The sequence below is a fragment of the Mycoplasma testudineum genome (genome assembly GCF_002245785.1).
GTDB classification, from domain to species: domain Bacteria; phylum Bacillota_I; class Bacilli_A; order Mycoplasmatales; family Metamycoplasmataceae; genus Mycoplasmopsis_B; species Mycoplasmopsis_B testudinea.
In genome coordinates, this window is record NZ_NNCE01000001.1 from 109,653 (window position 1) to 125,030 (window position 15,378).

The 15,378-nt window shown below is 26.1% G+C and carries 10 protein-coding genes; 6 read left to right on the forward strand and 4 right to left on the reverse strand.

Going from position 1 to position 15,378, the window contains the following annotated elements:
- Positions 1–43: 43 nt before the first annotated feature.
- From CG473_RS00550 to rpsP, 4 genes are all read right to left on the reverse strand, one after another.
- Entirely contained in the window at positions 44–553 is a 510-nt protein-coding gene (locus CG473_RS00550) for an RpiB/LacA/LacB family sugar-phosphate isomerase (protein WP_094254361.1), read from the reverse strand.
- A 97-nt stretch (positions 554–650) separates the two neighbouring features.
- Positions 651–1,016 (reverse strand): 50S ribosomal protein L19, encoded by a 366-nt coding sequence (rplS, locus tag CG473_RS00555; RefSeq protein WP_094254362.1) that lies wholly within the window; start codon positions 1,014–1,016, stop codon positions 651–653.
- Positions 1,006–1,725: a tRNA (guanosine(37)-N1)-methyltransferase TrmD gene (gene trmD / locus CG473_RS00560; protein ID WP_342351476.1), complete on the reverse strand. Its 720-nt coding sequence runs from the start codon at positions 1,723–1,725 to the stop codon at positions 1,006–1,008. Before trmD ends, rplS begins: the two co-directional genes overlap by 11 nt.
- Positions 1,692–1,952 carry a 30S ribosomal protein S16 gene (gene rpsP, locus CG473_RS00565; RefSeq protein WP_094254363.1) on the reverse strand — a complete coding sequence of 87 codons (261 nt, stop codon included), beginning with the start codon at positions 1,950–1,952 and terminating at the stop codon, positions 1,692–1,694. Before rpsP ends, trmD begins: the two co-directional genes overlap by 34 nt.
- Before the next feature lie 371 nt (positions 1,953–2,323).
- Here rpsP and CG473_RS00570 point away from each other — a divergent pair, with 371 nt between their 5' ends.
- The 6 genes from CG473_RS00570 (at position 2,324) to CG473_RS00595 (ending at position 15,359) form a co-directional block, all read left to right on the forward strand.
- Positions 2,324–10,483, forward strand: a complete 8,160-nt coding sequence (locus CG473_RS00570; RefSeq protein WP_094254364.1) for an SGNH/GDSL hydrolase family protein — start codon at positions 2,324–2,326, stop codon at positions 10,481–10,483.
- A gap of 98 nt (positions 10,484–10,581) precedes the next feature.
- Entirely contained in the window at positions 10,582–11,526 is a 945-nt protein-coding gene (pheS, locus tag CG473_RS00575; protein WP_094254365.1) for a phenylalanine--tRNA ligase subunit alpha, read from the forward strand.
- 7 nt (positions 11,527–11,533) lie between these two features.
- Positions 11,534–13,681: a phenylalanine--tRNA ligase subunit beta gene (locus tag CG473_RS00580; RefSeq protein WP_094254366.1), complete on the forward strand. Its 2,148-nt coding sequence runs from the start codon at positions 11,534–11,536 to the stop codon at positions 13,679–13,681.
- A 148-nt stretch (positions 13,682–13,829) separates the two neighbouring features.
- Positions 13,830–14,228, forward strand: a complete 399-nt coding sequence (locus tag CG473_RS04150; protein ID WP_133509954.1) for a hypothetical protein — start codon at positions 13,830–13,832, stop codon at positions 14,226–14,228.
- On the forward strand, positions 14,215–14,988 hold the full coding sequence (locus CG473_RS00590) for a F0F1 ATP synthase subunit A (protein WP_094254368.1): 774 nt from the start codon (positions 14,215–14,217) through the stop codon (positions 14,986–14,988). Before CG473_RS04150 ends, CG473_RS00590 begins: the two co-directional genes overlap by 14 nt.
- A gap of 68 nt (positions 14,989–15,056) precedes the next feature.
- Positions 15,057–15,359: an ATP synthase subunit c family protein gene (locus tag CG473_RS00595; protein ID WP_094254369.1), complete on the forward strand. Its 303-nt coding sequence runs from the start codon at positions 15,057–15,059 to the stop codon at positions 15,357–15,359.
- The last annotated feature ends 19 nt before the right edge of the window (positions 15,360–15,378 follow it).

Below are 15,378 nucleotides of genomic sequence, written 5' to 3' on the forward strand. Positions count from 1 at the left end.
ACCTTAATTTGAACTTAATTAATACACTTAAAAGTATTTTAATTTAACAAGTTTTGTTACAACTTGCATTTTTGCAATCTTTAGTGTGATTTTCAAAAACATCGATACCCTTAATTCTATCAATGTGTCTTCCACCTTCAAATTCAGCATTTTCATAAGCTTCAATTATTGCTTTTGCTTCATCAATTGAATGAATTCTTCCGCCAAAACACAAAACATTTGCATTATTATGTTGTTTAGCAAGTCTTCCATCTGAAACTGTTGAAACTCTTGCAGCAACAATATTTGTATGTCTATTTAAAGCATATGAAATTCCTAAACCGGTTCCACAAACACCAATACTAAATAATGGTTCTTTTTCAGTTCCGATTCTTTCTTGTATAAAGTTTGCTAATTTGTGACCGTAAGTTGCATATGAAGTTGAATCAGTAGAATTAGATGTTCCTACATCATGAGTTTCATAACCTCTTGATTTTAAATATTCAATTATTTGCGCTTTAAGTTCGTAACCAGCATGGTCACTTCCTAAAGCTATTAATTTTTTATTGCTCATATTTTTTACCTCATATTTATAATAAACTTTAAGTCAAAAAATGAAGTTATTTTTTTAATAAAAAAACGCTTTATAAAAAACGTTTCTCATAATTAAATTATTTAATGGCTTTAAGTCTAGCGCTTTTACCACTTTTATTTCTAATGTAGTAAAGTCTTTTTCTTCTAACTTTATTTCTTCTAACTAGTTCAATTGTTGAAATTAAAGGCGAGTTAATTGGGAATGTTCTTTCAACTCCAATTCCTCCACCAACACCAGCTGAAATTTTTCTAACAGTAAAAGATTGGCTTGTTCCTTTTCCTTTACCATCTTTTGTTATTACTAACCCTTCAAAAATTTGGATTCTTTGTTTATCTCCATCACGAATAAGTACGTGAACTCTAACAATGTCTCCTGTTTTAAAATCTACTATGTCTTTTCTAATTTGAGTACTTTCAACAAGTTCAATTAATCTATTTCTCATTTTTATACCTTTCAAATAAATCTGGTCGATTTAATTTAGTTTTTCTAATTTGACTTTCTTTTCTTCATTTTTCTATTTCAGCATGATTACCATTTACCAACACTTCAGGAACTTCATATCCTTCAAAATTTCTTGGTTTAGTATACTGGGCAAAATCTAATAAATTATTATTGAAACTTTCTAGTTCGTGACTTTCTTTTTTAATGACTCCATCAACTAATCTAATTATTGAATCGGCCATTATCATAGACGGCAATTCTCCACCTGTAACTATGAAATCACCAAGCGAAATCTCTTCATCAACATAATTTAGAATTCTTTCATCAAAGCCTTCATAGCGTCCTGCGATGAATGTAATTTCGTTATTTTCACTAGCTAATTTCTGAGCCATTTCTTGGTTAAACACTTTTCCTTGTGGACTTACTAAAATTTTTATACCTTTAACAGTATCAAGCGCTAATTTAATCGGTTCAACTTTTAAAAGCATACCTTTTCCACCGCCATAAACTGTATCGTCAACTTTTTTTTGTTTACCAGTAGCAAAATGTCGTCAATCAACTATGTTTACTTCTATTAATTTATTTTCAATTGCTTTACCTATAATACTTTCATTTGTAAATGAAGAGTAGTATTCAGGAAATAATGTAAGAAAATTTATTTTCATTGTACCTATGATTACTTTGTTTTTTGAACCTTGAATTCTTCTCAAATTTTTTCTTGTTTTAACAATCTTTTAACAGTATCTGTTGGTTGCACACCTTTAGATAATCAACTTAAAATTTGTTCTTTTTTGACATTTAGATTTTTATTGTGAGGATTATATTGACCAACTTCTTCAATGAAGCGACCATCACGAGGAGCTCTTGCATCTGAAATAACAATTTTATAAATTGCATTAAATTTTGAACCCACTCTTTTTAAACGGATTTTTACCATTAATTCTCCTTATCTTCTGCTTTTTAGCTATGTAATCATAGCATAAACTTATAAGGTTAAGTAAAATTGCTTAACTTCTTTTTTTATAAAATAATGCAATACTGTTAAAGCTAAATTAAGACTAAATCAACTAAAAATTAATATTGAATTTTGTTATTAATTTTTTGAATTAAAAAAATAAATGCTTTTTTGTGCATTTATATCCATCAATATTATTTTTTTACTTACAAACAACACTGTTTTTAATAAAAAATATCAATTATTAAAATCAATTTAAAATTTTATAATTTTGCCTTGTTTTGCTAAAATATACGCACGAACTGGTAACCGTAGATAATACATTAATAATAACGGTTATCAAGGGGGTATTTATGGATAAAAAGCTGAAAATAATTATTGGAACAAGTTCATCTGCTCTAGCAATAGGTGCTGTAGCTATTGGTTCTATTGTTGGAACTAGGTTAAGTCAAGAAAAAAGTGTTGAAAGAGTTTCGGAGTCAAATCCTATAACTGTTCAGGATGATTCTGGTAAAGCTCCTGAAAACAAAAAAGTTACTGAGCCATCAACTGTTGATACTAAAGGTAACAATTCTAATGTTGAAACTCCTGAAAAAAGTGAAATTACTAATAATAATTCAACACAAAGAGAAATCACAATCACAACTAATAATCAATATTTAATTGATGGATCTATTAAATATGTTGCGTTTGGTGATTCAATAACTTCTGGTTTTAATGCTAAATTGAGTGAAGATTATCCTGGTGAATTAGAAACTATTGATGGTAAAAAAGTAATAACTGGATTATCATATCCATCATTTTTAGCTAAATATATTAATGAAATAGATTCAAATAGGTTAGAAAAATATAAGAATTTTGGTGTAACTGGTTCTACTCTTTCTGATTGAAATGCTTTGTTCGATAATATTGCACAAGGTACTATTTCATCAATTCATGGATTAGATTTTCAAAGTTTCAAAACTGAGTTTACAACTCGCCTAGCAGATGCTAATTTGTTAACTATTTCACTTGGTGCAAATGATTTCATGAACATATTTATGAAAGAAATTGCCAGCCTTGATTTTAATAAATTCATTGGCGGAAGCGGATTAGATATGAAAATGGTAATTGCAAATGTAGTTTCTATTTTTACAAAAATTCGTGTACAAATGCGAAGTGAATTCGATAAACTAGTTGCAAATATTCAAAAAATTAACCCTAAAGTAACAATTAATTTAATTAATTATCCAATGCCATTTTTAAGACTAGTAGATGCATTTGATCAATTGACAAGCGGTGTTCAAATTGCTCCTGGTCAAACATTAAGTCAATATTTATTAAGTGTTTTAAATGAGCAAATTTCAGATAGAACAAACTATAGTGATTCAGTTCAATTTATTAATGTTTATGATGAAGATGATTGATCTAAATATCAATCAAAATTTACAACTCAAGTTTTAGATATTCACCCAACTGAAATTGGTTACAAAAAAATAGCTCAAGAAATTCTGCTTAAAATATCTATTGATAGAGCAAAATATACAAATCCTAAAAGTATTAATCCATCATGAGATGATAAATTTTTAGCTGTTGATAAAAACAAAAATAAACAATTAATTAATTTTGAAAAATCAACTGATCAGAATGTAATTAATACAATTCTTGGAGCTGATGGACAAGATCTATTTAACGAAAATGATCCATTAATATTAAAATATAAAGATAAATTTGATTCAAACGTTTTTCCGGAAAGAGTTATTACTAAAAACTCATTTTTAACAATTGGACAAAGCCTTTTAAAATTTGTTTTTAGTTCAAGTATATTTAAAGAAATTGACCCAGAATTAAGTCTTTATAAATTTTTCTTTGAAGATAAAAAAATTAATCCTGAAGATTTATTTGAAGCAATATATGATTCAAAATTTATTCAAAATATTTGAAATCAATTTCAATATTTAACTAATGAAAAAATAAATGCTGAAGGAACAATAAGCGTAAATTCTTTAATTGATTCATTAAAAAACGCTGCATTGCAAGCTGATAATTTCCATTCACTAATAGTATCAGTATTGAAATCTAGTTTTTTTACTAGTGATAAGTCACAAGAATTATCAACATTAATTCAAAAAATAATTTCAAATATTTTTGAAAAAAGCCAACTTTTTGATTCTGCATTAAGTTTGGTTTCAAATTTTCTTCCATCAAGTGATTCGAATACAAGTTTAATTAATATAGCTAAAACTATTTTGAAACAAGGCGGACTAAAAGAATTATTGAATGGTTTAATTAATGATTCTTTTGTTAATGCAAAACAGTATTCACAAACAAAAAACTTTAATGAATATATTTCCATTTATTTAGAAAAAAATAAATCAACTTTTGTAACATTTTTAAAAACTCTATTAACAAGTATTGTAGAAAAGAATCCTTCTGATATTTTGGTTTTATTAAAAGTTAACGTTTTTCCAATGCTGAAAGAACAAGGTATCAATTTAAGCGATTCAGATATTGAAGGAATTTCTAAATTAATTAATCAAACTATATTTGTAATTTCAGAATCAGAAATAGTAGAAAATCTTTATTCAATATTTTTAGATGCTTTTAAAAATTCAAAAGAATTAAATTTAGCAACCATTTTCTCTTCATTTTTAAATTCAATAACAAATCAAAACAACATTTATAAATTAGTAAAAAATATTATAGATTCAAAATATTTTGATGACCAATCTAATAGAACAAAATACTCAGAATCTTTAAAATTAATTACTAAAAAATTACTAACTCAAACTGCAGTTAAAGATTTAATTGTTAATTCATTAGTCCCATCAAAAGCAATAGCAAATATTGATACTAGTTCATTAGTAAATACAATTTATGAAGATTTAATTAGTGATCAAAAAACAGTAAGATTTACGGATCAATTTATTGATGCAATTTTTAATAATATCGATACGTATCGAAAAGCAGACAATTTTAACTCTTTCATTAATTTAGTATTAACATCACATCAATCAATTATTGTTGATTTTGTAAATGGCCTTTTAAATAAATTATCTAATTTTGATACTGCGCTTGCAAAGATTGCTTATGTAAATTTAGTCACACATCTAAATCTGCCTGAAATTTTTGAAAATGAAGAACAGCTTAAAGATTTAGGAAAATTAATTTCAATAGTTTTAAATGCAGTTTCAAATTCAACAATAATTAATGATATTTATAATTCGGCATTAAAATCAATTAGTGAAAATGGCTTTGATTTAAGTAAAATTTTCTCTCAAGCTTTAGATGCAGAAAATGGTTATTTTTCAATAATTAAAGCACTACTTAAATCAGAAACATTTAAAGATGAAAAAATTAAAACTGAATTTAAAAAATCATTATCATCTTTAGCTACACATGTTGCAACAAACGAGAAGTTTGCTACTTTACTAATAGGAAATATAGGAACATATGTTGGTGAAGAAGCAGCTAAAAGTATAAAAATACTTTGATCATCATTATTTAAGAGTGATAAATTTACAAAATTAATTGAAGATTTTGTAAATGGAATTTTTGCTGATGAAATCAATATTGATAATGTAAAAACAATTAATGAATTAATTGTGAAAATGATTACACATAATAAAGAATCATTTTCTGCAAACGTTAAAGCGGTTATAAGATATATAACAAATGAAAATGCAGATGAATTTAAAAAGCTACTTAATTTATCAGTTGAAAATATACTTAAATCTAATTCATTCGAAATGGATGATAACAGTCAATACGAAATTATTAACTTCTTTGTTGACACTATAAAAGTAGTAACTCAGTCACAATTGCCTGAAGTATTTTTGGCTACACTTTCTGAATCAATAGAAAATGGTAGATTTGATTTTGGAAATCTAACTAATTCATTTACAAAAGTGCTTGGCAATGAAACTGTTATTTGAAAACTAGTTCAAGCATTATTAGGTTCAGAGTATTTACAAGACAAGTCAAATGTTGATTCTTATAAAAGACGTTTAACTAAAACTATTTCAATTTTATTGAATAACACCCATTTTGTAGATCTAGCTGGAGAATTTATAAATAATACAATTTCTCAATTGTTGCAATCAAATGGTCATAGAGTAGAAATACTTAAATTGAGTAAATTTTTAATAACTTCTGAAAAAACAAAAACCTTACTTGCAAATATTTTAGAAAGCATTTTTGACAATAGCAAATCATATGCTGAATTTACATCAATTTCACAAGCTTTAAAATATTTCTTTGGACAGCATTCAGCTGAAATTGAAAATTATTTAAAGGAAATTACAAAAGATATTGCTAAAGATGATGGATTATTAAATGCTCTACTTCTTTCTGTATTAAATGAGCAATCTAAAAAATTGAATATAACATTATCAGCTAGTGATATATCATTATTAACCGATTTAATTAAATCTACAACAGATATAATTGCTAATTCAACTATTTACACCGATACATTTACAAGACTAAGAAGTAAAATATTAGAAGATAAAGCAGATCAATTAGAAATAGCTGATTTAATTAACATAATTCTTGATACTGAAAACGGTTATTTCAATTTTATTAAATCTCTTGCAAGTTCAACTAGTTTTGCTAATAGTGTATTTACATCTAGATTTGAAGCAAACTTAAGTAATTTATTCAAATCATTAATTAAAAGTGAATCTAACATTTATGCTATTTTAAATAGCTTAAAATTAGACTTAAAATTAGAATATGCAAATGCTAATAAAGATATTAAAACAATCCTTGATTCAAATGAATTTCAATCAGTTTTAGATTTAGCAATTAAGAAAATTGTTGCTTCACCACAATTATTCCAAAAAAGTCAAAATTGAAACGATCTTTTCGGAATAGTAATAGCTACATTTTCAGATTCTGATGTTAAAACTATAACTAAATTTGTTAAATACTTATTGAGTAATCATGCTTCTTTAATTAATTCTGCGTTTAAATTCATTACTGTAGAAACAACCAAAAATCTAAATATAGAATTTTCAAATAGAGAATTAAATGCAGTTGCAGAGTTTGCTTCAAATGCTGTAAATATATTAGTTGATGACAGTTTAATATCACAGTTTTTAACAATGCTAAAAACTAACCGTGAAGCGGATTTAGTAAGTTTCATATTTAAAAAAGAAAATATTGAAAAAATTATAATTTTATTTTTAAATAGTAATTATTTAGCAAACAATTTAGACAGTATAAATTCAAATTTTAAATTGATAGCTAGAATTTTTATAACAAATAGAACTATATTTGATGCTTTTAAAAATCAAATTGTTAATTTAATTACTCAAGGAAATGATTCAAAACATGCCGCTTCATTATCGAATGTTTTTGACAAAATTTCAAAAGATCAAAAAACTTTGGAATTCGCAGAAGCGTTTATTGATTCAATTTTCACTAATTATAACGAATACAAAAAGGCAAAATCTATTGAAGAACTTGCGAAAATATTTATTTCAAAAAATAAAACAAATCTTGTCAAATATTTCACATATATCTTGAATAGTTATGTTTCAAAAGATGATGATTTTCAAACATTATTATTAAGTCCAATTATTGCATTTGCTAATTCAAATAATATTTACTTTAGTTCTAAAGAAACTGAAACAATTAAAGGATTGGTTTCTAATTTTGCATATGCATTATCACAAGATTATTTGCTAAATGATTTAATCAATATAGTTGATTTAAAATTAAGTAGTTCAGATTTTGATTTATCTAAGTTATTTAACCAAGTGATGGACCATTTTATAAGTGATTCTTCAAATGTATTTAATTTATTAAAGAAATTAATAGTTTCATTAAATAATGACAAAACATTTGATAGTGCAACTTTTAAAAATCAACTAAAAAGTTTGGCAATAATTTTAATTAAAAATGAAAATGCATTAAATGCACTGACAAATATATTTAAATTTGATGATATAAAACTAAACAATTCATTCAAAAATATTATTAATAATATTAGTTCTAGTCCTGATTTTGAAAAACTGGTTGATAAATTGCTAGATTCAATTTTAGTTGATAATACTTGAATTATTAAGTCTAATAATTTTAATGAGTTAATAGCTAATTTTATAATGGATAAATCAACATCTATTATGGAAATACTTTCAAATGTAATTTTAAAAGTATTTAGAGAAAATAGACAAGACGTTTTAAATTTATTTAATTATTCAATTGACAAATTTGCTTCGCAACTTAGCGCTGATTTAAATGAGGATGAAAAAAACAGCTTATCACAACTGATTGTCGATTCCTTAGAAACATTATTAATTAGTGATATTCCTAATTTATTAATTCAATCTATAGCCGCAAATAAAATTGAAACTAATAATATTTCAATTGATACAATTGCATTAGAAGCTGCTAAAAACCCACAATTTATTTATAGAATTGTAATGTCTTTATTAAATTCAGAAAATCTATCTTCTTCATATAATGAATCAAAAAGAGTTAAGTTAATAAGCAAACTTGTACCTGTCTTAATTAAGACAGATTTTGTTAAAGATGCATTAATGAATTTATCATCTTCTTTAATTCTTAAAATTGGTAGATTTGATGGAGATTTAAAGCATCTTATTGAAAAAATTCAGAACATGGAAGAAACTTCAACATTTATTTCTGGTATGCTAACTTCTGTTTTAAGTAACAAAGAATTAATGATTGAAAGCAAAAATTTTGATGAATTATTTATTAATTATTTAAAAATAAATAAAAGTAACTTCACTATATTCTTGAAACAAGCTATAGCTGCATTAACAAATGATTATAGATTTAAAAATGTTATTTATTCTATTATTGCAACACAAATTCACAATTTTAATGTCACATTAGATAATGAAGAAATTTTACTTATGTCTTCAGTTGTTAGTCAGTCTTTAGGCTTAGTAGGTGATTCAAAAATACTTGAAGGAATTGTTGATCAGTTTATTCAATCATTCAATCCAAATGTTACAGCTACACAATTATTGTTCCAAGACGCTAATGTTTTAAATAAAATTATTTCTTCAACATTAGATTTTGAAAACAATGGTTGATATTTCTTCAAATTATTGTTAAGTAGTCAAACATTTAAAAATGCTAAATCAATTAAGGATTTAAGTTCTACATTATATTCATTACTAAAAAAACTAACTCAGAATACTTCTGTAATGGAAAAATTATTATTTTCATTTACAAATAACCAAGCACACTTGAATTCTAGTTTTAGTAAAGTAGCAAATAAAATAATAAGTAATAGTAATTTTGAGAATTTATACAAAATTATATTTGAACAAATTCATTACATTGCGGCAAACGATTTAGTTGTTAAATATAATTCATATGATTCCCTATTTAGTGATTTAATTAAACGTTCAAGCACTCAACTAAAAGCTGCAATAAAACCGCTTGTTAAAGACATATTAACAACTGTAGATATTGATATGCAAAATGTTTTGGCTTTCTTATTAAAACCGATGTTGCACGGTGCTAATATTATGGTTACTGATGAAGATCAAAATCAATATGCACCATTTATCAATATGTTAGTTGCTTATTTTGCCAAAACAAATATCATTAACCAAGCAATAGATGATGCTTTCAAAGCAATAAATACTGATCAAATAACTTCATTAAGCACTAATTCAATAATTAATACAGTTATAAACGGTGTAATTGCACAACTGACAAGAAATGGACAAATTGCTGTATCAAGAATCCTATTCATTTTACGACCTATGTTTAATTTCGTCAATTCAAAAGCAGTTGGAAAAGCATTTGCAGATTTTCTAAATATACTATTTGATAGATCAAATGTAAATGACAAATATAGTGGTTTTTATAGAATTGTAGAAAACTTTATTAGACCAGGTTCTGTTCCAACAATACCTGTTGAACCTAGTGAAACACCAACTACTCCAGTAGATGAACAAGCTAATAAAAATGAAGTACAAGTAAATGGAATAAGTGGTTTTGATGTAGGTAATTTACTAAATAACTTACAAGCTACAATTGACTGACTATACAATTATGTTGATGCATTTAGTTATAGAATTGCACAAGCACAAGTAGATTGACAATTAGAAAATCCAAATAAACCTTACTTTGAAAATCCATACTACAAGGCAAATTATAGATTGGTTCAAATCCTTGTTATGTTCCTTAAACAAGTTACTCCTGATGGTTTATTCTGAACAGGAACTAGTTTAGGTATTGAAACATATCGATATATTAAAGAAGCATCAAATAGAGGTTATCTGCGTGCTTTTGCAGAAAAACAAGCTGCTTTACAAGTAACTGGACAAAGTGTTTATCAAGGTATTAATCAAATTAATCAAATCCTTGGAAATTCAGCAGTTTGAGTAAGAATTTACAATTATAAAAGTACCGATTCACTTGCTTACATTCACTATCAATACAATGGTGATGGATCAAAAAATAAAGATCGACATCGTCCTGGCATGATGATTCGTGATACCCTATTCAAATGATTGGAAGCAGGATATTCTAAAAAGGATATTTAGTCAACTAATAGAGGACGCTATTAATGCGTCTTTTATTTTTAAATAAAAAAATACAAGTATGATTTTTATAATAAAATAGAAAATAGAAATGAGTGACAATGAATATTGAATGAGAAAAAATAGTTACCTTAGAAGGTTTAAAGCAACTTAAAAATAAAATTAATTCTAGTGATGGTCCAATTGGAATTTTAAAACTTAAATTAAAAAACGCAAGTAGAGAACAAAAAGCTGATATTGGTAAAGAATTAAAAGAGGCCATGACTTTTTATGAATCTAAGTATGAGCAAATAAATAAGCAAATTGAAGCTGAAAACATTAGATTTAGAAATGAAAAATTTAGACAAGATCCATTTCAAAATAGTATTAAAAAATTTGGGCTTCATCCATTAACTTTAATTTCAAATCGAATTGAAAAATGATTTTTGCAAAACGGTTATTATAGTGCTCCATCTTCTCATATTATTGATGATGAATTAAATTTTGAAGCATTAAATATACCTAAAGATCATCCTGCTAGAGAAATGCAGGATTCACTTTATTTTAAAAATGATAAATTACTTAGAACTCATAACACAGGTTGAAGTATTTATCAATTACAGCAAAATCCAAACAAGTCATTTAGTCATTTTACTATTGGTCCAGTTTATCGTAATGATATAGATGATCAAACTCATTCACATCAGTTTAGTCAATGTGATTTTGTTTCGGTTGGTCATTTTACAATTAACAATTTGATCTATACATTAAAAAATTTACTTTCATATGTAATGGAAGAAGAAGTAAAAATTAGAATGAGACCTAGCTTTTTCCCTTTTACAGAACCATCAGTGGAAGTAGATATGTTTTATGATAATAGATGAATTGAAGTTTTAGGTGCTGGTATGTTGCATCCTAAAGTGTTAATGGGCGCTAAATATACAAATTCAATGTCAGCTTTTGCTGCCGGAATTGGAATTGAACGTTTGGCTATGATTAAATACAAGGTAAAAGATATAAGAGATTTCTATTTAAATGATTTGCGTTTTATAGAAAATTTTAAGTAGGTATTAAATGTTATTTTCATATAAAAAATTAAAGCAAATTGCTTTACTTGATGAATCGATAAAAATAGAAGATGTTGTTAATGCAATTAATTCAATAGGTTTTGAAGTTGAAGAGTATAAAAGCTACCAACAAATTCACGGAATTAAATTTGGTAAAGTTTTAAATGTTTATAAAAATAAAAATTCAGATAAATTAAATGTTTGTGAAATTCTTTTTGAAGATAAAAGAAGAATTATCCAAACAGCTGCGCAAAATGTTTTAGCAAATAAAACTGTAATGGCGTTTATACCCGGATCTATTTTAAAAGGTACAACAATTCAAGCAAAAGAGATGCAAGGAATAGTAAGTGAAGGAATGCTTGTTTCTTTAGAAGAATTAGTTCATGATCCTGAATTAGTTAGAGATGAATATCGTGATGGTATTTTTCTATTAGATGATATTGATTTAAACTTAGATCCAATTAAGTTTTTTGATTTAGATGATTACATAATTGATGTAAGTATTTTATCTAATCGCAGTGATGCTAATAGTTACAAAATAATGGCTTTAGAATTAGCTGCTTATTTTAACTCCAATTATCGTTTAGATGAATTATCAAAAATTACGTCTAAATCAATTGATCTAAAAATAAATACAGATCAAAAAAGTTTTAATCTAGTTGAATACAAAGGTAATCTAACAATCGACTTAAAAGACCAACTCCTTTTAATAAAGTCAAATATTAAAACTATGAATAATCCTGTTGATTTAACTAATCTTAACTTAATTATGACTGGAGTGCCAACCCATGTTTATGATGCAACTCAGGTTGACGAAATTAATATATATACCAAAACAGAAAAAATAAATATTTTTGGAAACAAGGAAGTTAATTTAGATGATGCATTAGTTGTAGCCAATTCTAAAGATTCGATTTCTGTTGCTGGTGTAATCGGAATAGAAAATTATAAAGTTTCACAAGATACATCAAGTTTATTATTTGAATTTGCAATTTTTGATAACAGCCTAGTACGTAAAAGCATGCGACAAGTAAAAATTGACACAATGGCAGGTCGTCAAGCTTCTAAAGAAATAAGTTTTGGAATGATGAATTTAGCTTATTCAAATTTAATCACTTACTTTGAAAATAAATCAAGCATTAAAACAAATTTCAATATTTACCCTAGTAATTATTCGATAAAGTTTGATGAAAAAATTCTTAAAAATTACTTAGATAATTTTGAATCACATGATTTTTCAAAATCATACAATGCACTAAGAATTTTAGGATTTGAATTTAAAAATAATGAAGTATTGGTACCTTCATATCGACACGATATCGAATTTAGTCAAGATATCGTTGAAGAGATATTAAGATTTTATGGTTATGATAATTTAGTGCCTGTTAAGCCAAATTTAATTAATACAAAAATTTATGACACTTTGGAATTAAAAAATTCTGCTGTTGCAGCAGGTTTTGATGAAATTAGAACTTACAACCTTATTTCCGAAGTTAAAAATAAATTTAATCCATTCAAATTTAATCTGAGCCAAAAATTGGAAACATTTATTTCATTAGAAAAACAAGTTATTAGAGATTCTTGAATCCATTCTGCAATTGAAACAATTGAATATAATCACAAAAGAAAACTAGAAAATCTTTCATTTTTTGAAATGGGTATTTTAAATAAGTCAATTAATTTTTTTGGTATTTGTTCAACTAATTACAACATTTTACAAATGAAGGATAAGTTAGAAGCGATATTAAGTAATTTTGAAATTTCTTATAAAGAAGCCAGTTTTGATTTTGCTAATCCAACTGAACAACTGGAAATTTGATCTGGAGATAAATTTGTTGGATACATAGCGAGAATCAGTGCCAAATTAACTGATGTTGATCTTATTGTTGCCGAAATATTAATAGATGAATTAAAACCAACTAATTTTGTAAATGCTGATTATATTAATACTGCATTAAGCGACATTGATTTAAATTTTGAATTAAGTAATAATGAAACTAATTTTGAAATTGTAGAAAAATTGAAACCATACGACTCTAAAATTAGTTGATTTGTTAAAGATGTTTTTGAAAAAGATAATAAAAACATTGTTACCGTTTCGATTACATCTGATAAAGAAACAATTGATAAATTGAAAAATAAATTTTACAATTAAAACACCTTCGTGTGTTTTTTTGTTCAAAAAATATTTAGTAGTAATTTTAATAAAATAAAGTTGTAATTATTAACTCACTTTTTTTAATTAGTATTAAAATAAAAAAAGCATGGTTTTGGAAAAGTGAAGACTTAAAGTGAATTTTTGAATGATATTATCACTTTTGGTAGGAAGTATAATATGTTTATCACTTTATGGAATTGAATACATAAGATACTATGCATTTCTAGGTTGGGTTATTGGAACATCAATCGTTTGATTGATTTACAATTTCAATATCGTAATTCTAAGAAAATATTTATCAAAATTAACCAAGTTTAGTTATTTCGGGGTCTATTTATTGAAAATGATTGTAGTTGGGATTATTATCACTGCAGTTGTATTTATAAATCTTTTTAGTGAAATAAGATTAATGTCTAGTGTTGAAATAGCTTTAGCCCCAATAAATATATTTGCGTTGATTTTTGGTATAGGCACAATTCCAGCTATCGTTATAATTGTAAATTTGTGCAAATTGAAAGGTGAAACTAAAAGTGGAATTAAATAAAAATAATGCTGTTGCCGGAAATCCTCTTACTTCCCAACTGTGAGTAGTTCAACCTCATATTCTCACTTTATTTATAATAATAATTATATTTATTTTCATCTCGCTATATGTATTTTTTAGAATAAGAAAAGCAGATCCTAAAAAAGCACCTAAAGGCGTTGTATTTGTAGCAGAGCAATATGTTGGATTTTTCAAAGATACATTTGATTCGGCTACTGACGGGAAAATAAATTGAACATCTCCATATTTATTTGTTTTGTTCTCTTTTTTACTTGTTGGTAATTTACTTGCTCTTATTGGTTTTAGAGCAATAGCTACAGCTTATACAGTACCACTAACATTTGCTTTAATTTCATGAATTATGATTTATGTATTTGGAATTTTCTATAACAAGTGAGGATTTTTCAAGAAATTTTTAAATCCAGTTGAAATAGTTGGTCAGTTTATTCCTATACTATCTTTATCTATTCGAATGTTTGGAAATATAACAAGTGGTAGTGTAATTATTTATCTTTTATATTCAGTAACTGCATGGATTTATAGTCTAATGACAGGATCGACAATTGCAACATATGTTCTAGGCCCGATTGTTGCTCCATTAATGCATTTATATTTAGATGCTTTCAGTGCAATGGTGCAAGCTTATGTCTTTACACTCTTAACTATGATTTATTGAATCGGAGAAATAGGCGAGGCAGGCCCGGAAAAATCTAAAAAAGTCACTAAAAAAAATAAAAGATTTGTTCTTAAAAAAGCTTAATAATAATGGCCCAAGTAAGCCATTAAACTGCTTAAAATAACAATTTTATTAAATTTAAGGAGATTATAATGAATGAATTTACTAATACAATTATTGAAGCATCAAAAGCTGTTACAGCAAATGCTTCAGCAACTGTGGGGCAAGGATTAGCAGCAGGATTAACTGCTGTAGGTGCCGGTTTAGCAATGATTGGTGCCTTAGGTACAGGTATTGGTCAAGGTATATCTGCCGGAACTGCAGCACAAGCTGTTGGAAGAAATCCTGAAGCTGAAAAGAAAATAAGACTTATGTTAATTATTGGTTTGGCTATTGCTGAATCAACAGCTCTATACGCTTTAATTGTTTCAATTCTTTTAATATTCGTTTTTTAGGGAAAAGTTATTTTTAAGG